General features: G+C 45.9%; 17 protein-coding genes. 8 read left to right on the top strand and 9 right to left on the bottom strand.

Annotated elements, in window-relative coordinates; translation table 11 throughout:
• Position 1 precedes the first annotated feature (1 nt).
• The 8 genes from BUC01_RS04995 to BUC01_RS04960 all read right to left on the bottom strand — a co-directional run bounded on the left by BUC01_RS04995 (position 2) and on the right by BUC01_RS04960 (position 12,285).
• Complete coding sequence (locus BUC01_RS04995) at positions 2-1,375, bottom strand: glycoside hydrolase family 28 protein (RefSeq protein ID WP_073312896.1); 1,374 nt, start codon at positions 1,373-1,375, stop codon at positions 2-4.
• Positions 1,376-1,395: 20 nt separating this feature from the next.
• A complete protein-coding gene (locus BUC01_RS04990) occupies positions 1,396-3,576 on the bottom strand; it encodes a DUF362 domain-containing protein (protein WP_073312894.1) in 2,181 nt (726 codons plus the stop codon).
• 117 nt (positions 3,577-3,693) lie between these two features.
• A complete protein-coding gene (locus tag BUC01_RS04985) occupies positions 3,694-5,268 on the bottom strand; it encodes a DUF362 domain-containing protein (protein ID WP_025834803.1) in 1,575 nt (524 codons plus the stop codon).
• A 12-nt stretch (positions 5,269-5,280) separates the two neighbouring features.
• The gene (locus BUC01_RS04980) at positions 5,281-6,951 is read right to left on the bottom strand and encodes a putative Ig domain-containing protein (RefSeq protein ID WP_083595437.1); all 1,671 of its coding nucleotides are present in this window, start codon (positions 6,949-6,951) and stop codon (positions 5,281-5,283) included.
• Between the two features lie 12 nt (positions 6,952-6,963).
• The gene (locus BUC01_RS04975; RefSeq protein ID WP_139261810.1) at positions 6,964-9,783 is read right to left on the bottom strand and encodes a glycosyl hydrolase family 28-related protein; all 2,820 of its coding nucleotides are present in this window, start codon (positions 9,781-9,783) and stop codon (positions 6,964-6,966) included.
• Between the two features lie 22 nt (positions 9,784-9,805).
• Entirely contained in the window at positions 9,806-11,203 is a 1,398-nt protein-coding gene (locus tag BUC01_RS04970; protein ID WP_051568859.1) for a polysaccharide lyase 6 family protein, read from the bottom strand.
• A 213-nt stretch (positions 11,204-11,416) separates the two neighbouring features.
• Positions 11,417-12,022 (bottom strand): OmpH family outer membrane protein, encoded by a 606-nt coding sequence (locus BUC01_RS04965; protein WP_025834809.1) that lies wholly within the window; start codon positions 12,020-12,022, stop codon positions 11,417-11,419.
• 29 nt (positions 12,023-12,051) lie between these two features.
• The gene (locus tag BUC01_RS04960; protein ID WP_009131406.1) at positions 12,052-12,285 is read right to left on the bottom strand and encodes a hypothetical protein; all 234 of its coding nucleotides are present in this window, start codon (positions 12,283-12,285) and stop codon (positions 12,052-12,054) included.
• A 185-nt stretch (positions 12,286-12,470) separates the two neighbouring features.
• On the opposite strand from BUC01_RS04960, the gene BUC01_RS04955 reads away from it, so the two are divergent.
• The 3 genes from BUC01_RS04955 to BUC01_RS04945 all read left to right on the top strand — a co-directional run bounded on the left by BUC01_RS04955 (position 12,471) and on the right by BUC01_RS04945 (position 16,639).
• The gene (locus tag BUC01_RS04955; RefSeq protein WP_025834811.1) at positions 12,471-13,931 is read left to right on the top strand and encodes an aminoacyl-histidine dipeptidase; all 1,461 of its coding nucleotides are present in this window, start codon (positions 12,471-12,473) and stop codon (positions 13,929-13,931) included.
• A gap of 238 nt (positions 13,932-14,169) precedes the next feature.
• Positions 14,170-15,579: a hypothetical protein gene (locus tag BUC01_RS04950; protein ID WP_073312927.1), complete on the top strand. Its 1,410-nt coding sequence runs from the start codon at positions 14,170-14,172 to the stop codon at positions 15,577-15,579.
• Entirely contained in the window at positions 15,572-16,639 is a 1,068-nt protein-coding gene (locus tag BUC01_RS04945; protein ID WP_073312926.1) for an endonuclease/exonuclease/phosphatase family protein, read from the top strand. The genes BUC01_RS04950 and BUC01_RS04945 overlap by 8 nt, the downstream gene beginning before the upstream one ends.
• On the opposite strand, the gene BUC01_RS04940 is transcribed toward BUC01_RS04945, so the two are convergent.
• Positions 16,636-17,805, bottom strand: coding sequence for a mechanosensitive ion channel family protein (locus BUC01_RS04940; protein WP_025834813.1), 1,170 nt, complete (start codon positions 17,803-17,805; stop codon positions 16,636-16,638). The genes BUC01_RS04945 and BUC01_RS04940 overlap by 4 nt on opposite strands.
• 186 nt (positions 17,806-17,991) lie before the next feature.
• Between BUC01_RS04940 and BUC01_RS04935 the strand changes: the two genes are divergently transcribed.
• The 5 genes from BUC01_RS04935 (at position 17,992) to BUC01_RS04915 (ending at position 25,411) form a co-directional block, all read left to right on the top strand.
• Complete coding sequence (locus tag BUC01_RS04935) at positions 17,992-19,059, top strand: efflux RND transporter periplasmic adaptor subunit (protein ID WP_025834815.1); 1,068 nt, start codon at positions 17,992-17,994, stop codon at positions 19,057-19,059.
• Between the two features lie 30 nt (positions 19,060-19,089).
• Positions 19,090-22,122 (top strand): efflux RND transporter permease subunit, encoded by a 3,033-nt coding sequence (locus BUC01_RS04930; RefSeq protein ID WP_073312893.1) that lies wholly within the window; start codon positions 19,090-19,092, stop codon positions 22,120-22,122.
• 2 nt (positions 22,123-22,124) lie between these two features.
• On the top strand, positions 22,125-23,414 hold the full coding sequence (locus BUC01_RS04925; RefSeq protein WP_025834817.1) for a TolC family protein: 1,290 nt from the start codon (positions 22,125-22,127) through the stop codon (positions 23,412-23,414).
• Positions 23,415-23,619: 205 nt separating this feature from the next.
• A complete protein-coding gene (locus BUC01_RS04920) occupies positions 23,620-24,645 on the top strand; it encodes a sensor histidine kinase (protein WP_025831102.1) in 1,026 nt (341 codons plus the stop codon).
• Complete coding sequence (locus tag BUC01_RS04915) at positions 24,638-25,411, top strand: LytR/AlgR family response regulator transcription factor (protein WP_025831103.1); 774 nt, start codon at positions 24,638-24,640, stop codon at positions 25,409-25,411. Before BUC01_RS04920 ends, BUC01_RS04915 begins: the two co-directional genes overlap by 8 nt.
• The last annotated feature ends 12 nt before the right edge of the window (positions 25,412-25,423 follow it).

The raw sequence follows: 25,423 nt of genomic DNA, 5'->3' as shown, positions 1-25,423 counted from the left end.
ATTATTTATAAATCTGCATATCCCCGTCCTCGCAAATGATTTCCGGGCGGGCATCCGGGTTCTTCAATTCAAACGTGACGTTCTTCAGCTTCAAGCCTTTCACGTGACGCGCCCATACCCCGTATGCCGGAATCTTAGGACCGAACGTTTTCACTTCAGGATACTTGTCTATCGCTTCCGGAACCTCGGACAGGGCATCTTCGGGCGTCCCCGTACCCAGCAAACGGATATGTATGTCCTCTAAAGTCAGATTTGTGATATAATGTCCCGGAATACCTGTAATCAAGATTCCGGAAGGAGGCGTCAACTGCGCTTTATCGGCGGCTACCGCCTTCACATTACGAATCACCACATTCTCGAAAACACCGATTGGCTGCCGGGTATCTTCATGTTTGCGGAATACACTCAGACGGGCACCCAAGCGGAACAGCATCGGAGTACGTACTTCGTCCATCGTGATATTGGAGATTTCCACATTACGCAGGTGAGCACCATCCACAGAAAAGAGTTTAATTCCACCGTTCTTCGTGTCATAGATGTGGCAATTACTGATTTTTATATTCTCGAAACCGCCCATAGACTCCGTTCCCATCTTGATTCCGGCCTGATTACTCTTCAGCTTCATATCCGTCACGATAATATCATCGCATCCCATCTTACTGGAAGTAGTCTTGAAACACAATGCGTCATCCCCACTGACTATATCACAATTACTGATACGTACATGCTGGCAACCATCAATATTGATCCCATCATTATGAGCCACTCCGAAGCTGCGGATGGTGACATTATGAATGTTCACGTTACGGCACTGAAAATAATGGGAAGTCCAGGCCCCCGCATACTTCAAAGTTACTCCTTCTACACGTATATCCTCACAACGTACCCAACGGAGCAGGAAAGGACGCAATCCCCAACGCTGCCCTTCCGGACGGGTATCAGTTTTGATATGTCGCTCTTTCAAAGCGGAACCTTGTCCGTCAATGGCTCCTTCACCTTCCAAAGCCACATTCTTTGCATCTACCGCTACCAACAATGCCCAACCCACATCAATACCCAGCCCTTCTGTGAACGGGTCAAGATTATCATAAGCCTTGTAATCGGTGGTTCCCAGGATAAGTGCATCCTTTTCCAGATGCAGAGTTACATTATCTTTCAGCACAATAGTGGCCGACAGATATGTTCCGGCAGGAACGAGCACCGTGCCACCACCGGCTTTATGACAAGCATCAATCGCTTTCTGGATGGCCGGCGAGTCCAGCTTCTTGCCGTTACCTCGTGCACCATATTTCTTCACATTGAACGTTTCCGCCTGCAAAGCAAACGGCAATGCAAACAATACCAGTAACAGTAATAAATTCTTTTTCATTTTCATGGTTGTTAAATATAAGTATCTTATTTCATCTCTCTCGCTATGTTCACCGAATATATTTTGTTGCTGCGTCGTCCCGGATGCTCCAAGCGCAACTCACTGGCGCCCTTTGCCAGCACTACCGGGAAAACAAACTCTTTGCGCGTTTCTCCGGAGGTGGCCAAATAACCTATATTCTCACTGACCTTCTCTCCATTGATGTATAAATAGGAAGGAACCGGATTACCACCCGTATAGGATACTACCAGATAGTATTCCCCTTTACGCGGAAGATTCACTTTCCAATTCACACTTCCCTGCGAACTCCCTTTTTCACCTTTAAATTCCACCGAACCGTCATCATTCAGCGAAGCCGAACCTTCCCTTTCCATATCTTTTGCCCGACAAACAGCCACATTCTCCAGACGACGCACCACTACATGCTGCGAAGAGGTAACTTTTCCCCCTCTCAGAGTTTCCAGACAAAAGTCCGTTGTTTTATTTATGGATAAGGGAACGGTACCTTCAGTATCTCCCAACTGTTTGCCATTCAACCGCACTTCGTCAGCATTCGATGTTTTATAATACAGGGCATCCTCTTTCGCATAGAAGTATTCAATAGCCGGACGCCCCTCATCCAGTGGTACCCGATATAATTCAATACCTTTGCCAGTGCCCAAATTACGGCTATACATCCGTTGCGTCGAGTTATTCCAATGTTCATGTACGCCCAGACTACCTTGATCTTTCCCCATGTAAGCCACCCCGGAAGGCGGATTACCGATATTTGCCGCTTCGTGCAGGAAGTTGTCGGCATTGGCACAAAGAGGCAGTTCGGAATAAATGAAATCAAGTATCACAGACTCGATGGCCACCTGGTCATTAGAAGCCAGAAAACTGGAAGTCCAACCGTCGTTAAACGGAGGAAGCCGGAAACGAACCGCCTTACCATTATGCTTCGGATTCACATACATGGCATCCACCAGATATACCAACGTATTTCCTCCCAAACGCTCATGAGCCATCAAATCTACAATAGAATTATAGGTTCCCATGCCACGGAAGGAGGACCAGTCACGAATAGAAAGATGCAGGGGAGGCACATTGCCAATAGAACCAAACTGATTCTTTCCGGTAGCTGTGATGGCCGTCTGCCCAGCACTGTCACGCCATTTATCCGTTGGTTCAGAATGTCTTTTCATCAATGCCATATTAATCATATAGTCTGCCTCATAAGCAGCACGTGCCAGACTCCTGGCGCCGGCATCGGTAATCTCACTGGAGTAGCGGATTACATCGGGCACAAATCCACCCCAATTCTGATAATGGACATCAGGATACAACGGTTGTACATAGTCGTAAACGGCAGAAATACCCCGGCGCTGCGCATCATACACCGTTATACAATTCTGAGGAACCTTCATTATATCAACCAATTGGTGTAATAAAGAATATACGGACTGGGGAGTAGCATCGATTATATTACTTCCGCCATTGTCATTCAGATTAATTTTGATGGCAATCTTCTCTCCTTTCTTATATTTCACTGCCCCTTTGCCCTTCTTGTAGTTAAAAATGCGGAACAATTCGTCCCACGCTTTATCAATCGTATTTTGACGGGTCAAGGCTATAATCACTCCCTCCATCATATCATCTACGCGCGTCTGGCTATTGTTGTCCGGATCAGAGTAAAGCCCCCTCTTACCATCCCAGGCAGCAGCTTTAGGGTCGTATGCCCATGCCACACGTCCGGGATGAATACCTTTCGCCACCCCCATCGGAGTGTTCGGAGCATCAATTGGGGTGAAATGTCCCATATCCGTGCCATTGTCTATCTGTTTGCGTATCACTTGCCCCATCAACGAATTATCAACGGACATTATATATAGGGCACCAGACAGTAGTGCTCCAACTACCAATACTGATAATCCCATACTGAATCGGCGTGAATGCCACAAAGTCTTGAAACGCTTCCACGCACCGAACCCCACCAGCGTGCTACTGACAAAAGTCACAAAAGATAAAGCTATAGGTGCAGCGATTTGCTGACAAGGATATTCTATCCGGGAAGGTTTGGGCACAACACGTATCAGAAACCAGATTAAGGCTGCCAGTCCAAATAAGGGAAAGCAAATCTTCAACACAACATTCTTCTTGTTTATTCCGACTATCCGCCCACTCTTCGGACAAGTCTTAAAGAACCACTTTTTTATTCTTGTATTCATTCTTATTAGATATAAAGTTTTGTTTTTCCTGGTTACAAAAATAGGGATATAAAAAAGAGACGATTATCAGTATTTCATCAAATACTTGAAAAATCGTCTCACAAAGCAAACAGTGTATTACTTATGCAAATAAACTAACTCTATTCCAATATCCTTCCCCATATTACGACTGTATTTCTTTTCCTCCGGATTATTCCAATGTTCCAGAACTCCGAGACTGGCAACTCCCGTTCCATCCCTTTCCGGATCATAAAAAGTATTGGATAAGGGTCGGTCTGCCAAAGCGGCCTCCACCAGATACATATCACAATAATCCACATCGGCCATACGCGGAAATTCCGAACTCAGAAAATCGACTCCCACCGCATCAATAGCCACCGGATCTTGTGAAGCGAAGAGTGAACAAGGCCAGTTTCCATTAAAGGGAGACATTTTCCATTTCCCTGAAGGTGCGCCATTCACCTTTTCCGAACCATACAAACCATCTATCAGAAACAGCATTGTTTTCTGTCCCAAATCTTTATGAGCCATATAATCGGTAAAAGTCATGTAACAGGGCTTCCCTCCACGATCCTGATTAAAATTGTTATGCTGATTCTTGCGGAAATCCCGGTTGATATCCGTCACTCCGTACCAATTCTTGGCACACAATGTTACCCCCTGTCCGCCATGTCCTTTCAGCAATGCCACATTTATCAGATAATCCGCTTCCAAAGCACAATCAGCCAATCCTCTCGCCAAACGTCCGTTATCTGCCGAATAAGGAATAGCATCAGTCGTATAAGTTGACTTGGTACGCCCCTTGCCACCTTCATTATCCAGATATATCACATTAGGAAATTCGGCATAGCATTTATGATAAAGAGCATCAGTTATAAAGCGACTGGCATCAAAAACCGTGATTTGTTCCTGAGGAACTCCACCATCATACACCAGACTGCGAAGCAAGGCAAGTGTCAGATGGGGAGAAGCATTCAACTGTTCGCTATCTTCGTGAGAGAAAGTATTATTCTGATTTATCTTGATAGCAATTTTCTCTCCTTTCTTATATCCCTGTTTTCCTTTTCCATGCTGACGATTGAAATAAACAAACAGGGCTTTCCAAGCATTCTTACTCTTCTTCTCTCCTGTCAATGATAACAATGACTGACTCAACAACCAGTCTGCATCTTCCTGATTGTTCCAACAGTCTTCAAACCAAAATCCTTTTCCTTTCTCCCAAACGGCCGCTCCCGGTGCATGTGTCCATACCACCCGTCCCGGGAAAATTCCCTTAGCATCACCTACCGGATTATTTTTTCCCCATGCCATACGAGGCTCCTTCACTGGAAGGAAAGTCTGAGCCAGCAATTCCGTACTATTTTCTACCAACAACAGAGTACCGCAAAAACATAACGCTACAAAAGCAAGCATTCCCGCCACCACTTTCCGATTGTGAAATGCCTCACGCAATTTACGCAAACTCATCCAAAACCCCGTAAACGAAAGCAAATACATGACAAATGCAGACATTAACGGTGCTGCTGTCTGCATACACGGGTAACTGGCACGAGAAGGCTTTGGAATAACCCGTACCAAAAACCAAATGGTTGAAAAAAGGCCGAGTCCCCAAAAGAGAAATATTCTCATAAGCTTGGAAGCAGCCTCTCCCTTCTCTGTTTTTTCTCTAAAATATAGATAAATGCGTTTCATATTCTCTTGTTATTATCTGCCACTGGTGGCTTGTTCACGACTATTTCCGGGATAGATTTTTATGAAACGTACTCCATGTGGAGCAATCTCTGTCACAAACTCTTCATTCGATTTAGCGACATCTTGCTGTCTCCACAAGTCACGAACTGTCTGTTCACCACGAATACCCACAGATTTCCAGGTTAGTTTACCTTGAGCCATAGTGTCTCCACGATTGAATAAACCAACAGCCATGGAACCATCCTCCAAAGGTTTGGCATAAACGACCACATCTCCTTGTTGGGACACAATCATTCCCGGTTTGCCCAACGGATCCTGATTCACTTCAATCATCTCATCATTGGTCAGAAGACTGAGCGTAAAATCATCCAGTTGAGCCATATCACAACCTATCAGTAAAGGAGAAGCCAGTAAAGCCCACAAGCTCATGTGTGTGTATTGCTCATCCGGTGTCAAGCGAGTATAATGCAGCTTTGGTCCCCAGCCCACCATTCCTACTACCAGCATATCAGGATCTACCCAATGCCCCGGACCATTGTAAGGCGCCCATTTGGTTTGGCCAAAGCCCAAACTACACATTCTTTCCCAAGTATCCTTGATATCCCCTGTTGTTCTCCAACAATTAGCCATCTTCTCCCATTGGGGAGCATCTCCATAAGGTGCACTGTTTGAAAGGCTATACACAACATCCCGATTATACGAACGTAAAACATCATGCATTTCTTTCACATGATAATAGTCATTCGGATTCCAGTCGTACTTCAGATAGTCAATCCCCCAATCCATCCATTGCTGCACATCATTCTTTACAAAAGAATATTTTCCATGATGATAATTGATGCCATGCTTTGTCTTTTTACTTGGATCAACATAACGATAATACTCATTAGCATATTTCTCTACCCAATCATAAGTACCATCGGCCTTATCACTGTAAGAACCTAAATGTCCTGCATACGTTCCGACCCAAGGACCAGAATAAATACCAATCTTCAATCCCATCCCGTGTATTTCATCGGCCAATGCTTTCATATCAGGAAATTTACTATTCGTCATCACAGCCTGATGTTTACCACCTCGCAGTCCCTGCCAGCCATCATCAATATTAATGTACTGCCAGCCATGATTAATCAACCCTTTTTCCACCATAGCCCGCGCCGAACTAAGCACCTTCTCCTGACTAACTGCATTTCCCCAGCAGTTCCAGCTGTTCCACCCCATAGGTGGGGTCAAAGCTATTTTATCTCCAACAACAATACGGAACGGACGTTTAGCCTCACCCAGATTATTCTTTGCCACAAATGTCACCACATACTCACCAGCTTTTTTTATGGCCCCCCTGATCTGTCCGGTTTTGGCATCCACCTTTAACCCTTTCGGGAGATTCTCAACAGAAAAGGTCATAGGGCGTTCTCCTGTAGCCGGAATGGTATATAAAAATTGGGAATTCGGACGTACCCCAAAAATTTTGGCTCCATTAATACGAGGTGTAGCAGAGGCTTTGGGAGTCAGAATATATTTTTTCAACGTATCTAATGGAGACGAAACTTCCTTAAACTTCGGAGTAGTCATAGACAAATCATCCTGACACCCCTCATTCTCTATGAATTGTGTTTGCCCAATTGCAGAATTCACTCCACAACACAGCAACAATACACTCACGCAAACTACTATTTTTTTCATGTACTCTTCATTTTATTTAATAACAATATCCTTGCTACGGAAAGTCTTTACATTCTCTTTATCCGTAATGCCGTCTTTCACCTGTAGCTCTTTTATTTCCGCACCGATGACATCATCCAATACCACTGCATAGCGTCCATCTTTCCGTTCAGCATCTATCTTGCAGTTATCCAGAACAAAACCTTTCACGTGCCGTGCCCAGAAACCAAAAGAAGGCTGGATTTTCAAATCACCTACATTATATCGGCCTACTCCGATTTCAGGTGGGCAGGCTTCCGCATTTTCTGCCGGATGTCCTCCCTTCACCAATAAATTCACATCATGGAATTGTACATTCTCAATATATCCCGTATGTCGGCCATCAGGTAAACGGAACGTCAATCCGCCTTCTACAACCTCCGTATCCGGCAATTTGAAACCGGCAACGATAGGAGTCGCCTCAGCCTGAGAACCATCATAGGCTTTCCAACGGTCACCGCGGAAAGAACTTCCACCATAAACCTCGTCGATATCCACGCCACGAATCACAATATTCTCTACTTGCCCGATATTAGAATTGGTTACCAGCAATTCCTTACGCACTTTCCCATTTTCGGTAAAAGAGAAAGGAGATACATTCGCTCCCAGTACACGCCCCCTATTGGATATGGAAATAAAGAACGGGGCACGGGTGCGCTGCATGACCGAACGTGAATGTATCGGCCCGGTCTTCCCACTATTCAGATAGACATTCTTTATATGTCCCCCGTCATTGGTAGAAATAGAAAAACCGGCCTTGTTGGCACCCAGCACATAGATATTATCCACATATAAATCCTGAATATCATCCGCTGTCTCCGAACCTATCTGGAACAGATTACAATTGGTGTCGCCCACAATATTGCGTACCATATAGTTACGTGCCGGACGGGTAAATCCCAACGAACAATCCGAACCCGGTTTGACAATATCGTCTGAACTGACGCGCGAATAGATATTTGTTACTGTCACGTCATTACAAGCCATGAAGTCGTAGATATCACGAGCATTCCGGGTATGATGTTTAGCAAAGTAGGTATCGTGAACATGGATGCCATCTGTACCCGTTGCCAACAGAACGAAATGTCCGCCCTGGTCTATATGCAGCATATTGCTGACATCATAGTTCTTCCGGTTATCCGCTTCAATATAATAAGGTTCATCTTTCTGCGGGTCATACCACATATCTTTCCCTATATCCCAGCCGCCGATTTCAACATTGGTACAAAGCTTCAGAGAGAACATTTTGTCACAACGTTTCTCCGGTGCATTGTTCATGACCTTATCAGAAGTGACAAGATTACCATTACCTGTAATACGTCCTGTACCGACTATCTTCACATTATCAATACGTTCACCAAAGAACATGGCATTACGGAAGAATGTATGCCCTACATCCTGTTTAGTCAGAAAGTTTTCCGGATCGGCATAAGGCCGCGGGTCCGTAGGTGAAAGCCCCGAACGGTAAGCCCGGTCGCTGAACCAAGTGACTTCAGGAGCATCTCCGCCCGGAAGTCCTTGAATTACCGCATCTGCATCCAAATGAAACCAAACATTGCTCAGAAGGTGAACAGTCCGTACGTTATAAGTGCCTGCGGTAAAGCGTAAAATTCCACCGCCAAGTTTGTTCATCTCCCGTATAGCTTTATTAATGGCCTCCGTATCATCTGTTATTCCATCTCCTTTTACTCCCGTAGTTTTAATATCCCGCAAACCGGAATAGAACCAGACAACATTAGATTCACCCGGATTATCACCTCCTTTCACCAACAACTTAAACGCATACAGTTGATCAGGCTGTAACCGACCGGCGGTAGTGAAATCATCATCCGGCAAAATCTCCACTTTTACCGGAGTCCAGGTCTTTCCCATGTCCGCCGATTGTAACAGAGTGACCGATTCCGCATTGCGGGGAGCTGTCCAGTGGAAGGAAGTAAATGACAGATCCCAGTCTTTCTTATAAGTAAATGCACGCAAAGCATTCCGGGTAAAATCTGCAACAGTCGTCAATCCCTCAAGGGTGGCCGTAGCAACCGGACTATGAAGAACTTCCGGTTCAGAAGTCACATAGTCTGCTTCAAATATATAGTTTCCTTTGGTGGGTATCGCTACCCCACGGAAACAAAGACGGATATCCGGTCCGTTAGAAGGCCGGAAGTCCAACTGTTTAAAAATTAATCGAGTACCTTTCTTCCCGTCTTTATGGATTTCAACATCACCCACTTTTTTATAGGAATAATTAGTACCGGTCCGCCCAACGGATTGTTTGGGCAAGTCACGAAGAAGCACTTCTCCACGTCCGATGATATTTACCGTCGTATTATCCAGTGTCACATCAATTCCTTCCGGTATACGGATGGTAACAGTAGTCATCGGACTGCGCTGCCCTGCATAAAAATCAAGAATCAGGTTTCCCGCAGTCTTCACAGTAAATGCACTACGATCCAATTCTATCATTGGCGGCAATGCACCTTTACGTACTCCTATGGATAAACGATTCTTAGCAGAACCCTGCAGGTAATCACCACTTACGGGCATTCCATCTGTTTTTTCCTTTCCTTTGGAAGTGAAGAGACGAAAAACTCCCGCACCGGAACGGGCCAACTGCTCTTTCAAGTCCGACACCGACGGCAAAGTGGAAACCACCCCTTCATTCTCCGGGGTATCTACCGTATAACGACAGGTCATGCCTTCAAACAACAATAAAGAATCACGGGTCATTTGCCAGGGATGTAAATTCCCGCCCTGCACATAGTTTCCCCCTACTCCCAACAACAGCATAACCAGTAAAATTCCTGATAGTTTAAGTTTCATATCTGATTGTATTTCTTTTAAATTATCGGTGCATATCTATATAATTCACATTCTCTTTCATTGCTTCATACCAGGTAGGACCGACAGTAAAGATACAAGCATCTATCCGTTCCTTCTCCTTTCGCTCCAGACCAACAGGGGCATCAACTGCATCAAATCCACTTCTTACTCGTTCATAAGGCACAGCCGGAAGAGAAGCTATATCCGGAAATGCCCATTGATTATCCAGAAACAAAAAGCCGGGAAGCACTTCGTCCGCTCTCACGATTTTCAGTTCAGGATTCTGTCCTGCAAATAAGTTATGGGCGAAGCGTACATTACGAGGCATCTTTTCCCCACGCCCCGACCCTAATTCCAATGAGCTGTTCAGGAAAGTATTGTAAGCGATATCCACATTCTCTACCCGGTGATAAGAAGTCAACGGTTCCTCCTTTACATTTGTTTCCGCCGTAGGGCGTTCATAGACTCCCACGCGCACCAGCAAACCGAATGATTTCACATCTTTAATATAATTGTCATAAACCGTATGCCCCTGATTAATGATACGGATACCTGCCGTTCCGCGAAGACCATGTCCGATGAAAGTATTCGATTCTATAATATTATAATGCCCGTGACGGCAAACCAGTCCTCCGGCAGATTCATAAAACAGGTTTCTGCGCAATACATTATGACAGGATTTCACAGAGATTATTTCATTTTCACCGCTGCACCTGAAAAACACGTTGTTCTCAACAATAGTCCGTGATTCCCACTGAGATGACCAAGAATGCCCTATACGGATAATCTCTGCTCCGTTGCCTCCGTAAGGCTGACGTTCGCCAAAGAAATTATGATCTATCACATGATTGTTCAAGTGATTATCGGCACTTAACCAGACTTGCAGAACCAGACCACCTACCCGCTTGTTGGCAAAATAGCAATGATCTATCCGGTTATTCGTACCCCGCAAACCAACCCAATACTCGTCTCCCTCATTAGGTCGTGTACCCTTTGCCGGATTATTACACTCATCAATCACACAGCCGGTCATCCGGCAATAGGATGCATATGTTCCTTTCTCTTTTTGGAAATCAATCATATCATGGCCTATCGCCCATGCCTTGTAGAAGAGTAAATCCTTCAGCTGCAAATGTTCCCCATATATCCTTAAACTCAATTTACCGGAAATGACAGCTTTACCGGGATTTTCAGCCCGCCAGATTATCGGTTTGCTGAAAACACCTTTACCTGTAAAATGCACTTCCTCCAGATTATCATACGTTCCATCTTTCAGTACGACAACATCTCCCGGTTGCAGAGTCCCACTGCCTAACAACTGCTTCATAGCCGGTACATCTTTCGGTGAAAAGGTATACTCCACAGCAGAAGCCCCCATCGAAATAGATAAGAATAAGAGAATACAAAGTTTTTTCATCATGTTTTTCTGATTAGAATTAAAAATCATAAGGCAAATATAAATGATTTAAACAGGAACAAAAACAGGTAACTCCCCTCCGGATGCAGTTTGAGAAGATAATTCAAAGGATTGGTACGTTTTTATAAATCCAGGTAACAGAAAAGAGTCGTCCCCTTGCATTGTGATTCCGATCACTCTGCAAGGGGACGACTCTTATTTAAAATAGAAACCTATTTATTTCTTTGCCGGAGAAGAATATCTTGCGTTCAGTCCTTCTACGATTTCTTTCGTGATGTTATAAATGCTATCGGCATACAACAGATTGTCGAAACCGGTATTGCTGATAATCATACTGTATCCTTTCGTCTTATTATATTCCTTCAGGAAAGCATTGATGGAATCACGCAACAGCAAACTGTTCTTTTCGTTCTCGCTCATCAACTCTGACTGCAATTTATTGCTCAAAGCCTGCAAGTCCTGTTCCAACTTAGCGATGCGATTGTATTCCTGCTGTGCTCTTTCCTGAGACAGATAAGCATTGTTCTGCACTTTCGTCTGGAAATCCTGTTTCTGCTTATCCAATTCACGGGCTTTCTGATTCAACGTCAGGCGAACGTTTTCACTCTTCTTTACCATACCTTCATTCAGGTCGATGCAGAAATTATATTGTGACAGAAGCGTGTCTATTTCAACATAAGCAATCTTCATTCCAGAAAGTTCACCTGAAGCTTGTCCTGACGTAGTTGCCGTTTGATTATCAGCTTTACCTGTACATTGAGAAAATAAAACGATAAGCGCAAGGGCAGCCAAACCGTTCACGAGGTAGTTCAATCTCTTCATAACTTGTAAAAAATATAGTTTTTAAATTATTAATTCATACTATCATTTAAGGCTTTTTCCAATTCATCAATAGAAAAACGGGGTTTCTTCTGTGCTTCCCGGTCTTGTGACTGGGCGCATCCTATACCTCTCTCCCGCATTGCCTTATTACCACTGACGTGCCCGTTCGGGAACTTCCCGCCTTTCACAAAAAAGACTTTCAGACCTAATAATGCAATACAAATAGCAACTATTAACAAACTTATCAATACTGTATCGAGCATTTCTACTAATTTTGTAACAACAAAAATAGACTATCACTCTATTTTTGTGGTGCAAATATAGGGCTTTGTATGGACTAACCCGCTTTTTTTACCATAAAAAAAGAGAAGCGGTGATAAAATAGGCAATCTATTTAACCATATTTAGCAATGAGAGGTTAAAAACGAACATTCATAAACTTATTGATATGGAAAAGAATGAACTGAAACCGGCAGGAGTATTTCACTATTTTGATGAAATCTGCCAAGTACCGCGTCCTTCAAAGAAGGAAGAGAAAATGATTGCTTATCTGAAAGCATTCGGTGAAAAACATAATCTGGAAACATTGGTCGACGAAACCGGCAATGTACTGATAAAGAAACCCGCCACGCCGGGCATGGAGAACCGGAAGACTGTTGTCCTGCAATCGCACATCGACATGGTGTGTGAAAAGAACAACGATGTGCAGCACGATTTCCTCACCGACCCGATAGAAACCGTGATTGAAGGCGAATGGCTGAAAGCCAAAGGCACCACACTGGGAGCTGACAACGGTATCGGCGTAGCCACAGAACTGGCTATCCTTACAGACAACACTATCCAGCACGGACCTCTGGAGTGCCTGTTCACCGTAGACGAAGAAACCGGCCTGACTGGCGCTTTCGCCCTGAAAGAGGGTTTCATGAACGGTGACATCCTGCTGAACCTTGACTCGGAAGATGAAGGTGAACTTTTCATCGGTTGCGCAGGAGGCGTCGACTCCGTTGCAGAGTTTACATATAAAGAGGTGAACGTACCTGCCGGATATTTCTTCTGCAAGGTGCAAGTGAAAGGATTGAAAGGCGGACATTCGGGTGGAGACATCCATCTGCAACGTGGCAATGCCAACAAAATACTGAACCGCTTCCTGAGCCAGACTTTCCAGAAGTACGATATGTATCTTTGTGAAATAGACGGCGGCAACCTGCGCAATGCCATTGCACGCGAAGCTCATGCCATCATCGCCATACCGGAAGATAAGAAACACGACCTGCGTGCCGATTTAAACATATTCGCCGCTGAAGTGCAAGCTGAATACACCGTGGTAGATCCCGACCTGCAACTCATATTAGAATCGGAAAACGCCCGTGCAAAAGCCATCGACAAGGACACAACGAAAAGTCTGTTGCAAAGTCTCTACGCCTGTCCGCACGGAGTTTATGCTATGAGTCAGGATATTCCGGGACTGGTGGAAACTTCTACCAACCTTGCATCTGTCAAGATGAAGCCGGGCAACATTATCCGCATTGAAACCAGTCAACGCAGTTCTACCGCTTCCTCCAAACAGGACATTGCCAATATGGTACGTACCGTATTTGATATGGGCGGCGCCAAAGTTACTTTCGGTGACGGTTATCCGGGTTGGAAACCTAATCCGCACTCTGAGATACTGGAAATCGCAGTTGAGTCTTACAAACGCCTGTTCGGTGTAGACGCCAAAGTGAAAGCCATCCATGCCGGACTGGAATGCGGTCTGTTCCTCGACAAATATCCTTCACTGGATATGATTTCCTTCGGTCCCACTTTGCAGGGTGTCCACTCTCCCGATGAACGGATGTTGATTCCTACGGTAGATAAGTTCTGGAAACACCTGCTGGATATCCTGGCCAATGTTCCTATAAGGAAATAACTCACATCCCATATTCCTCTTATACGGATAGTTAAAGGGGAGCATGTATAAGATGGCATCTTGTGTAGTACAAGATGCCATCTTTCACAACACAAGATGCCATCTTATGCATAACATCCCATAGTGATGTAACTCTCTTCAATATACCATCGTCTCATCAAGTCAGTAAGATAAAAGCGACAGATATAATAAAGTGGCAGAAACACCGTTATTTAGTAGAACCTACAGAATGTACGGTATGAAATCGAAAGCACTATACCTTATATATATAGTTCCTGTACTTTTCCTGTTGTCCTTTGCCGCCTGCGACGACATGGATGATTATTCGTCCGACCCGAAGCACACACTTTGGTTCTCACAAGACACGTTGCATATGGACACCGTACTCACCGGTATTCCCACTTCCACCCGCCAACTGAAAGTATACAATCCACATAAGAAAACATTGCTGATATCTTCCATCATTCTTGCCGATGCCGGAAAATCCGGTTTCCGTATCAATGTGGACGGTATTAAGGGAAATCAATTCTCAGACATAGAAATTGCAGGAGAAGACAGCCTCTACATTTTTGTAGAAGCGACTCTGCCTCAACGGGACAATACCAACATCAGGTTGATAAAAGACTCTATTCTCTTTCAGCTGAATGGCATCCGGCAAGAAGTTAAGCTACGGGCTTATGCGCAGGATGTTTTTACTTTCCGGGGTAAAGTGATCGAGAAAGATACATTGATAGCCTCCGAACGCCCAATACTGATTTACGACAGTATCAGTGTTGCCCCCGATGCACACCTGACACTTGCAGCAGGTACCCGCTTCTATTTCCACGGAAAAGCAGGAATGCAGGTACATGGTCGTTTATCGGTGGAAGGCACTCTTTCCGCACCGGTTGTTTTCCGGGGAGACCGCACAGACCGGCTGTTTCCTTATCTGACTTACGACCGCCTGCCGGGACAGTGGGGCGGCATACGTTTCCTCGAAACAAGTTATGACAATCATTTGGTTTATGCCGACATTCACGGGGGAAGTTTCGGCATCCGCTGTGATTCTTCGAAGATGGACCGCAGGAAGCTGATATTGGAGTCTTCCATTATCCGACAAGTATCAGGAAACGGACTGGAGCTGACTTCCTGCCAGGCTGTTATAGGAAACTGTGAAATCAGTAATGCGGGAGAGAACTGTGTCAGCTTGTTAGGTGGAGATTATACATTCACCCATTGCACGCTAGCGAATTATTTCAGTTGGAATGTACGGACAGGTGTGGCATTACAGGTTCGGAACGAACAGGATGACATTGCTTATCCGCTTTCTTCCGCTACCTTCCGCAATTGCATTATTGCAGGTTCGGGCTCGGATGAAATTAACGGAGGACGTTCCAAAAATGAAAACATAGCTTTCAATTACTACTTCTCACATAGCCTCATCAATTCGGTAAAGGAAGAGAATGACAGGATAGTCCGTGTCATTTGGGAAAAGGATGACAACTTCCTTCTGATGGATAACCGGACACAGGAGTATAATTTCAATCTTAATGAAAATTCAAAAGCTATCAGTTTAGGAAAAAAAGAGGATGCCAGTGCATATCCGACAGACAGGAACGGAAAATCCCGCCTACAAGATAAGGCTCCAAATGCCGGATGTTATGAATAAAAAGATTGCAATGCCCTATTTTCTTGTCCTTCTGTTTTTCTCTCTCCTCCCCCTTCACGGACAAACCGAAAAAGACACCCTCTCATTCCGCATTGTCAGCTACAATGTCGAGAACTTGTTTGATTGTCGGCACGATACGCTAAAGAATGATTATGAATTTCTTCCCGACGGCATCCGCCATTGGAATTATAGCAAATACAAGAAGAAACTGGATGCCATTGCCCGTGTCATCACAGCCGTAGGCGGTTGGACACCTCCTGCACTCGTCGCCCTTTGTGAAGTAGAAAATGACAGTGTGTTGCGCGACCTGACACAACGTTCCGCCCTGCGGGAAGCCGGATATCGCTACGTTATGACAAACTCACCCGACCAGCGGGGCATTGATGTAGCCCTACTCTACCAAAGAGATATGTTCAAACTGCTTACCTGCCAAAGCATTCCCATCCCGAACGCCTCGGGCAAAAAGAAATTCCGCCCCACCCGGGATATACTTCATGTTTCCGGTTTACTGCTCAACAAAGACACTTTGGATATTTTCGTCACCCATCTTCCGTCCCGTTCCGGTGGAGCCAAAGAAAGCGAACCTTACCGCCTCCTTGCAGCCCGGAGACTTAGAAGTGCAGCCGACAGTATTTATCTCCATCGCCACCATCCCCAAATCCTCATTATGGGAGATTTCAATGATTATCCTGACAATAAATCCATCAGAGAAGTAATAGCCGCCCAAGCGCCACCACTTGATAAAAACCTCCTGCAACCGCAAAGTCTTTACCATTTACTCACCCGCAAAGCCACCGAGCGTAAGCACTCCGGCAGCTACAAATATCAGGGAGAATGGGGATTGCTGGACCACATCATCGTCTCCGGCACACTTCTTCAGGCTTCTGCCGGTCTTTACGCCGATGAAGACAAAGCCGGTATATCCCGCCTACCCTTCTTGCTGACGGAAGATAAGAAATACGGCGGGAAGCAACCTTTCCGGACTTTCTACGGAATGAAATACCAAGCAGGTTACAGCGACCATCTCCCCGTATGGGCAGAATTCCGGCTCATCTATTAATCAGAATATTGGTAAAGTTTCAAGTCGAATTTCTGCACCATCACCAACAGATGGTCGAAGATATCGGACTGAATGCGTTCATACTCCTTCCAGACTTTATTCCGAGAGAAGAAATACACCTGGATAGGTACGCCATAAGTCGTCATTTCCTTTTGGCTGATAATTAAGTCCAAGTCTTGATTGACAACTGGAAGACTGCAAAGGTAACGTTCGATATAAATGCGGTATAGTTGTGCATTGGTAGGCACTTCTCCTTCCACCGGCTGATAATCCGCCATAAGAGGAATTTCTTTCCGAATAGTATCTATCATCTCAGGAGTGCAGAACTTCAATGTAGTCATGTCCAGATAGATATTCTTATTCACCCTACGGCCACCACTCTCCTGCATCCCACGCCAGTTCTGGAAAGAGCCGTTCACCAATGTATAAGGTGGAATGGTAGAAATCGTATTATCCCAGTTCTGTATCTTCACCGTATTGAGTGTAATCTCTTTGACGATACCATTGGCACCTCCGTTGGGCAAAGCAATCCAGTCGCCGATGCGCAGCATCTCATTGGCAGAAAGTTGTATTCCCGCCACAAATCCCAGAATGCTGTCTTTGAAGACCAGCATCAGCACCGCCGCCGAAGCACCCAATCCGGCAAAGAGCGTAGCAGGTGACTTGTCGATAAGAATGGAGACAGCGATGATGGCTGCCACAAAGAAAGCCAGCACCTGCAACACTTGGATAAATCCTTTCATCGGATGATTCTTGCTGGTGTCTTTCTGATTTTGGAAATCCAGAAATACAAGCAACAGACCATTCGTGGCAAAAGCCAGTGCAGCCACTATATACACCGCACAAACCTTCTGTGCCAGTTCCAGCAACTCCACCCCATGCACAAAAGTATAGGGCAGCAGAAAGTAAATCAGAATACCCGGTAATGTATGTATCAGATGGGGTACTACTTTCCGCTTCATCAGCAAAGTGTTCCAGCGATGAGGCGAGCGCTTGGTATAGTGCTTCATGCCACCCACAAATATTGCCTGGCATAGATAATCCAGCCCTACGGCCATAGCTATCATCAGTATGGCGATAATGGTTTCATCAAATGTATTCGCAAATTTAGGGTCTACTCCCCAACCTATAAGGATTTTGTTCATCCAGCCACCTAAAGTCGTCATATATTTACCCGTTTTATTAATAATAACGGAAAAGAGGGGGTGGTTGTTTAGTAATAAGCCTCTTCTTGTTTCGTCATCCTATTTTCCGGTTTCATCCTCCTTCTTTCCCGTCTCAGCAAAAAACACTCGATGCAGCTATGTAAAACAGCCTACTTTTGTCTCCCGGATTTAAAAGGAAAAAGAAGTATGAACCGAAATGCAAGACTTATTTGTATGCTCACCCTCGGACTGATATTATGCGCCTGCGGAGGCAATCAGTCTCAGAAAGAAGAATTACTGACCGTAAAAACCATCACAGTCAGTACATGCACTGACGAAACGGCCAAGGAGTTTCCCATTCTTACACAACCTTTCCGCACCACAGAGTTGTCTTTCCGCGTCAGCGGCCCCATCAAACAGCTGGATGCCTATGCCGGAAACCACTACCGCCGTGGAGAAACGATTGCAGAGATTGACCCGCGCGATTACCGCATCCGCCGCGAACGTGCCGAAGCCGTCTACCGCCAGGCAAAAGCCGAATACGAGCGTATCAGTGCACTTTATGAAAAGAATAATCTCTCTGCCAGCACTTACGAGAAAGCACGGGCGGAGTACACCTCTGCCAAAGCCGCTTTTGAAACATCCGTCAATGAACTGGAAGACACCCGCCTCGCAGCTCCCTTCAACGGATATATAGGCAAAGTATATGCAGAAAAGTTCCAGGATGTCAAGGCAAGCCAGCCCGTAGTGACTTTCATAGATATCGACCAACTGAAGATAGAAGCCTATGTGACTCAAGATATAGCCTATCGTGTGCAACCGGGAGATGACGTAGAAGTAACATTAGACGTGCAACCGGAAGTCAACCTGGAAGCACGCATTGCGGAAGTATCCAAAGGAACCACGCAGAACAACCTCTCTTATCTGGTGACGGCACTGTTGCCTAACAAAGACAGGCGGTTGCTGGCAGGAATGTCCGGAAAGATACGCTTCGACAGCCCTGCCACAAAAGTATCAACCGAACAAACAGACAACGCGGCCCAGCCAAAGTCAGTATACATTCCGCAACGGGCTTTGTGCAACCGCCCCACAGAAGGAAACTATGTATGGACTGTGAATCCGGAAAATGGTATCGTGGCAAAGCGCAATGTAACTGTGAACGAGTTATTACCCCAAGGTTACGTAAGCATTGCCTCCGGATTGCAAACAGGCGAAACCGTCATCACAAGCGGACTGCGCTTTCTGTCCGACGGAATGAAAGTACGTATCATGTAATCACTCTTCCCTAAAGAAAAAAGACTCAAGATGAAACTGATCAAATATTTCCTGCAACGCCGTTCCGTCACCATCCTCCTGCTGTTGCTGGTGCTTGCCGGCGGAATCTTCGCCTACATCAAGATGGGGAAACTTGAGGATGCCCCCTTCACCATCAAACAGGCATTAGTCCTGACCCCTTATCCCGGTGCATCCCCCTCGGAAGTGCAAAGCCAGGTGACGGATGTGCTGGAAGAAGCCATCCAATCAATGGGCGAACTCTATTATCTGAAGACCGAGAACCGGGCAGGCATTTCCAAAATCACCGTCTACGTAAAGAAGGAAATCCGTGCCGACCAAATGCAACAGCTTTGGGATAAGCTACGCCGCAAAGTGGGCGACGTGCAAAGCAAACTCCCCGCAGGCGCAGGCCCTTCGGTGGTGAACGATGACTTTGGCGATGTGCTCGGCGTATTCTACGGACTGGCAAGCGAAAACCACACCTACCGCGAACTTGAAGACCAGGCAAAGCTCATCAAAAATGAACTGCTGAAGGTGAAAGATGTGGCCCGAATCGAAATAAACGGTACACAGACACCTACTATTGACATCACAATCAGTCCGGCCGTAATGTCACGCAGCGGCATCACCACAGCCGACATTGCCCAAGCCTTCAACGCCCGGAACAAAGTAGTGGATTCAGGAGGCATCACCGCCGGACCGGGACGCATCCGCATCGAATCTACCGGCAACTTCTACTCATTGGATGACATCCGGGAACTCACCATCGTTTCCCGTACCGGAGAACACTTCCGGTTGTCAGACATAGCTTCCATCAGCGAAAACTACATGACACCTGCCACCAGCCTGATGCGCATGAACGGAAAGCCGGCCGTCGGCATCGCCATCTCTACCGTGCCCACCGGTAACGTGGTGGATATGGCAGAAGCCGTAAAAGCACGCATAGAAAACATAAAAACATACATGCCCGAAGGTTTTGAGCTGATCTCCATCTACGACCAGGGCTATGAATCGGACATAGCCAACCAAGGCTTTATCCTCAACCTGATTATCTCAGTAATCACCGTAGTGGCGATATTGCTCTTTTTCATTGGATTCAAGAATGGATTGCTGGTGGGCAGCGGACTGGTGTTCTCCATCTTTGCCACACTTATCGTGATGCTGACAGGAGGCATCGCCTTACAACGTATGTCGCTGGCAGCCATCATCATCGCCATGGGAATGCTGGTGGACAATGCCATCGTAGTGTCCGACTCGGCACTGGTGAACATGCAAAAGGGAATGCGGAAGCGAGTGGCAATCATGAAAGCTTGTTCGGGCACGGCACTGCCCCTACTGGCCGCCACAGTGATTGCCATACTGACCTTTCTGCCTATCTATTATTCACCGCACATCACAGGCGAATTGCTGTCATCGCTCGTCATCGTAATCGGAGTGTCGCTGATGTTCAGCTGGGTATTCGCACTGACGCAAACGCCCTTCTTCATTCAGGAGTTTGTACGCCGTCCACGTCCCTGGGAACTGAAAGGAGCACTGTTTGCAGGAAAAATGTACGACCATTTTCGCAATGCGCTACGTTTTGTTATCCGCCACCGCTATGCCACAGTATGCCTCATGGTACTGCTGCTGGTAGCTTCCGCCTGGAGTTTCCGGTTCATTCCCAAAGTTTTTGTTCCGGCACTGGAAAAGCCTTACTTCACGCTGGATGTTTGGCTACCCGAAGGAACGGATATCTACGAAACTGACCGCATCGTAGCAAAGATGACAGAATACCTCAGTCAGCAGAAAGAGACAGAAACGGTGTCAACCTACGTGGGACGCACACCGCCAAGATACTACCTATCGAACATCTCCTTTGGCCCGCAATCCAACTATGCTCAGCTGCTGGTGAAAAGCCACTCGCCCCAAGATGCGAAAAAGCTGCGTACATTACTGCAAGACAGCATCCGCATTCTATATCCGGAACCGCTCATCAAGGTGAACAAGTTCGAACTGAGTCCGTTGACAGAGGCTGTGATTGAAGCCCGCTTCCTGGGTCCGGATCCTGCGGTGCTCGACTCACTGGCAGGCGTCGCCATCGAAGTGATGCGCCGAAATCCCAAGGTAGCAGATGCCCGTAATGAATGGGGCAACATGACTCCCATCATACGCCCCGTCTACGACCCGGTGAAAGCAGGTGCGTTGGGAATCACCAAATCAGCCATGATGGAATCCGTCAAATCCATTAATGACGGACTGGCTGTAGGTGTGTATCGTGACAATGAGAAAAAGGTTCCCGTACTGCTGAAATCTGCCGGAACCGATATCAGCGACGCTCGCGGACTGGGAGATTTCTCTGTATGGAACGGACAGAACTCCGCACCATTATCACAGGTCACCGAAAACATTGAAACCGGCTGGGAGTGGCCGCAAATGCGTACTTACAACCGCCAGCTCTCTATGGCTGCCATGTGCGGAGTGAAACCCGGACACACGATGGCCGAAGTACATGGAGAAATCCGCAAAGAGATAGAAGCGATTCAATTGCCTGAAGGTTACACTTTCTTCTGGGATTCGCAACATAAGGATCAGCACGAGGCAATGCAGGCCATAGCCAAATACTTCCCGCTGGCTTTCCTGGCACTGGTGGTCATTCTGGTAGCACTGTTCGGTAATTTCCGCGACCCGCTGATTATCCTGTGTGTGCTGCCGCTATCCCTCATCGGCGTCGCTGTGGGTATGTTGCTAACAGGCTTCGAGTTTGGCTTCTTCCCCATTGCCGGTTGGCTAGGACTTTTGGGAATGATTATCAAGAACGTAATCGTGCTGTTGGACGAAATCCATGTGCAGCGCCGGGCAGAAGTTCCGGTTTACACTGCCATCATCGAGTCCACCGTATCGCGCACCCGCCCCGTGCTGATGGCTGCCACAACCACTATCCTGGGGATGGTACCGCTATTGTTCGATGTAGCCTTCGGCGGCATGGCAGCCACAATCATCTTCGGATTGACATTTGCCACACTGCTTACGCTGTTCGTCACTCCGGCACTCTATTCATTGTTTTATAAAGTAAAAGAGAAATAGGTATGAAGAAGATATATATACTTTTTATTTTATCGTTGTGTGATCCGTTCGCTTTTGGTCAGCAGAGTGCGCTGCTGGAGAAGTACAGGTCGTTGGCTGTAGACTACAGCCACGACCTGAAAGCGGCGGAAAAGAATCTGGCTGCCAGCATAGAGTTGGAAAAATCTGCCCGTGCCGACTTGAAACCAAAACTCTCCGGCGATGCCAGTTTCCAATATACCGGAAACCCGTTGGAACTGAATCTGAACCTGCCCGGAATGGATAAAGCACTCGAAATACAGGGCCGCGACACCAAGTACGGAGCTTCTCTCACCCTACTACAACCCATATATACAGGAGGACGTCTGCTTGAAAGCATCCGCATGGCACAACATCAACATTCCCTTGCCACACATCAGAAAGAGCAACTTCTGTCCGATGTATGTTTTCAAACCGATATACAATATTGGAATACTGTGGCCCGACAGGAAATAGTCAGCATCGTTACCGATTATCGCAACTCTATTGCTTCACTGGCCAAAACTATACGCGAACGTGTGGAAGTATCTCTCATCAATCCCCAGGATTTGCTGATGGCAGAAGTAAAATTGAATGACGCAGATTTCCAACTGCTCCAAGCCCGGAAAGAGTTTGAGACAGGAGTAATGGCATTTAACTCCCTTATTGGTCTGCCCTTGGAAGAAGCTACTCCGATAGACAGCATCGTTCCCCCGATGAACCTGCCAGACAGTACCCAACTCTCACTTGCCCGGCTCCGTCCGGAAATAAAGATGGCACACGACCGGATAAAAATGGCAGAAAGCTCACTGAAATTGAATGATTCGAAATACAAGCCTCAGATATATGTAGGAGCAGATGGAAGTTACTCCTCTCCGGGATATGACCTGCGTGCAGACCTTGACCCGAATTATGCAGTCTATGCCACGGTCAGCGTCCCCTTGTTCGAATGGGGAAAACGCCGGAATGAGAAACGGGCTTCTAGGCAGAAGATAGGCATAGCCAAAGATAATCTGAATGAAATTCAGGACAAAGTCAACCTTGAGATACAGACTGCCCGCCTCTGCCTGTCACAAGCCATGGAACAGGTGAAACTAAGCCAGCAATCTCTGGAGAAGGCACATGAAAATGAACGCCAGGCTATGGAACGCTACAATGAAGGTGAAATATCCATTGTAGAAGTAATCGAAGCACAAACCTATCGGCAGAGTGCCGAGATAAACCATGTGCAAGCCAAAGCGACTGCACAAGGGCAATACTCGGCCTTGATAAAGGCACTAAACCTGTATAAATGATAATTTAGCGGCTTTGCCGCTAAAAATTGACAATTAACAATTGACAATTGACAATTACCATTCGGAACGATTGTTTAAGCACAATATAGCGCAGCCTAATTGTTAATTGTCAATTGTCAATTGTCAATTTTTAGCGGGCATCCGCCCGCTAAATTATCATTTACTAAACCTCCCAATTCTAATGAAAAATTGTAATTTTGTCCTCATGAAGTGGAATACAATCTTATATAGTCTTCTCTTTTCCGGATTGGGAGTTTTCTCTTTCCTACTGCTAACTAATTACACTGATCTTCCCCCGCAAGTCAATGACGTGATTTATTCTCCGGGAGCTCTGCTTTTCGTTATTTTCGCCTTCAACGTTTTGGGATGCTTCACCCTTCGCATCAGCTCATGGACGGATCACCTTTACTCCAATAATCTACGTTGGAAATGGAAATTCATAGCGGTTTATTTTTGGATCAGCCTGTTGTTTCTGCTACTGAATTACGGTTTGCTCGTAGCAGCCCGTCTGCTGGGTGGCGCCGAGCATCTCTTCACTCTCCAATGGCCCGGCGCACGCATTCTTATAACGGTATGGTTGGTGGAGCTGGTCATTTGGGGACTGCTGTTTGCCAACCGCTCCATCAAGAATGCCCTCAGCTTACAGCAGCAAGCGGCAGAACTTCAGAAAGAAAACAATGCCGCACGCTATACCGCCCTGCAAAGTCAGTTGAATCCTCATTTCCTGTTCAACAGCCTGAATACACTGATAGCCGAGATAGAATACAATCCGTCGAATGCTGTACGCTTCACAAGAAATCTTTCTGATGTATACCGTTATGTACTTCAATCGCAAGATAAAACTCTGATCACTTTAGGAGAAGAACTTGAATTCATTAAATCCTATCTCTTCCTGCACGAGGTAAGATTGGGTGACTGCATCACCTGCAATGTTACAATTCCTCCTGAAACTATGGATTACCAACTTCCTCCACTAACCTTGCAACTTTTAGTGGAGAATGTCATCAAACATAACTCCATCAACGCCAATAAGCCTATGGAAATCAATATATGCGTAAATGACCGCTTTCTGATAGTCAGCAACCCGATACATGCTAAAAAGAACGACACAACTTCGGGTGTAGGATTACAAAACCTTTCAAACCGCTGTAAGCTGATGATAGGTACCGACATCAGCATCACTAATTCCAATCAAGTATTCATTGTAAAAGTCCCTTTAATTCATGAGTAAACTAACTGCTGCCATTATTGAAGACGAAGTACCCGCCGCACGCTTGCTATCCACTACCATCAAGCGCCTGCGCCCCGAATGGGAAATTATAGTATTACCAGGTAGTGTAGAGGAAGCCATCTCCTGGTTCAGTACGCACCCGCATCCGGATATTTTATTTCTGGACATTCAGTTGTCCGATGGCAATTCATTCGATTTTCTTTCCGCAGCAACCCCTTCTTCGCTCATCATCTTTACGACAGCATACGATCAATATGCCATCCGTGCTTTCACCGTGAACAGCATAGACTATATTCTGAAACCTGTGGATGAGACGCGCTTGCTGGATGCCATTGTGAAATATGAAACATTAAAAAGCAGCAATTACCAGCAAACAGAGAACTATATCAAAGACTTTATCCAAAGCCTGCAAAAGCAGGAGAAAACCTATCGTACCCGTTTTCTGATTGCCGGTGTCGATAAATTCTGGACTCTGCAAGTCAGTGACATCGCCTATTTCTATTCAGAGAATAAAGTCACCTTTGCTGTCACTAAAAACGGACAAGAGCATATCATAGACCTTTCCCTCACCCGTCTTGAAGAACAGCTTGACCCCAAACGCTTTTTTCGTGCCAACCGCCAGGTAATAGTCTGCATAGATGCAATTCTGCATGCTGCTCCTTATTTTAACGGGAAAATAATCCTGCACGTGAAACCCGCTTATAAAGATAAAATAACAGTAAGTGAAGAAAAAGTATCTACTTTTAAGCTGTGGTTGAACTTTTAACACAACAAATGT

Origin of the sequence: Bacteroides stercorirosoris, from assembly GCF_900142015.1 — a bacterium.
Lineage (GTDB): Bacteria > Bacteroidota > Bacteroidia > Bacteroidales > Bacteroidaceae > Bacteroides > Bacteroides stercorirosoris.
Note: the sequence above shows the minus strand (reverse complement) of the source record. Positions and strands in the feature narration are given on the sequence as shown.

Bases quoted from the DNA above. Each gene is read 5' to 3' on its own strand.
- BUC01_RS04995 (WP_073312896.1), bottom strand. From the start codon at position 1,375: ATGAAAATGAAAAAGAATTTATTACTGTTACTGGTATTGTTTGCATTG.
- BUC01_RS04990 (WP_073312894.1), bottom strand. From the start codon at position 3,576: ATGAATACAAGAATAAAAAAGTGGTTCTTTAAGACTTGTCCGAAGAGT.
- BUC01_RS04985 (WP_025834803.1), bottom strand. From the start codon at position 5,268: ATGAAACGCATTTATCTATATTTTAGAGAAAAAACAGAGAAGGGAGAG.
- BUC01_RS04980 (WP_083595437.1), bottom strand. From the start codon at position 6,951: ATGAAAAAAATAGTAGTTTGCGTGAGTGTATTGTTGCTGTGTTGTGGA.
- BUC01_RS04975 (WP_139261810.1), bottom strand. From the start codon at position 9,783: ATGAAACTTAAACTATCAGGAATTTTACTGGTTATGCTGTTGTTGGGA.
- BUC01_RS04970 (WP_051568859.1), bottom strand. From the start codon at position 11,203: ATGATGAAAAAACTTTGTATTCTCTTATTCTTATCTATTTCGATGGGG.
- BUC01_RS04965 (WP_025834809.1), bottom strand. From the start codon at position 12,022: ATGAAGAGATTGAACTACCTCGTGAACGGTTTGGCTGCCCTTGCGCTT.
- BUC01_RS04960 (WP_009131406.1), bottom strand. From the start codon at position 12,285: ATGCTCGATACAGTATTGATAAGTTTGTTAATAGTTGCTATTTGTATT.
- BUC01_RS04955 (WP_025834811.1), top strand. From the start codon at position 12,471: ATGGAAAAGAATGAACTGAAACCGGCAGGAGTATTTCACTATTTTGAT.
- BUC01_RS04950 (WP_073312927.1), top strand. From the start codon at position 14,170: ATGAAATCGAAAGCACTATACCTTATATATATAGTTCCTGTACTTTTC.
- BUC01_RS04945 (WP_073312926.1), top strand. From the start codon at position 15,572: ATGAATAAAAAGATTGCAATGCCCTATTTTCTTGTCCTTCTGTTTTTC.
- BUC01_RS04940 (WP_025834813.1), bottom strand. From the start codon at position 17,805: ATGACGACTTTAGGTGGCTGGATGAACAAAATCCTTATAGGTTGGGGA.
- BUC01_RS04935 (WP_025834815.1), top strand. From the start codon at position 17,992: ATGAACCGAAATGCAAGACTTATTTGTATGCTCACCCTCGGACTGATA.
- BUC01_RS04930 (WP_073312893.1), top strand. From the start codon at position 19,090: ATGAAACTGATCAAATATTTCCTGCAACGCCGTTCCGTCACCATCCTC.
- BUC01_RS04925 (WP_025834817.1), top strand. From the start codon at position 22,125: ATGAAGAAGATATATATACTTTTTATTTTATCGTTGTGTGATCCGTTC.
- BUC01_RS04920 (WP_025831102.1), top strand. From the start codon at position 23,620: ATGAAGTGGAATACAATCTTATATAGTCTTCTCTTTTCCGGATTGGGA.
- BUC01_RS04915 (WP_025831103.1), top strand. From the start codon at position 24,638: ATGAGTAAACTAACTGCTGCCATTATTGAAGACGAAGTACCCGCCGCA.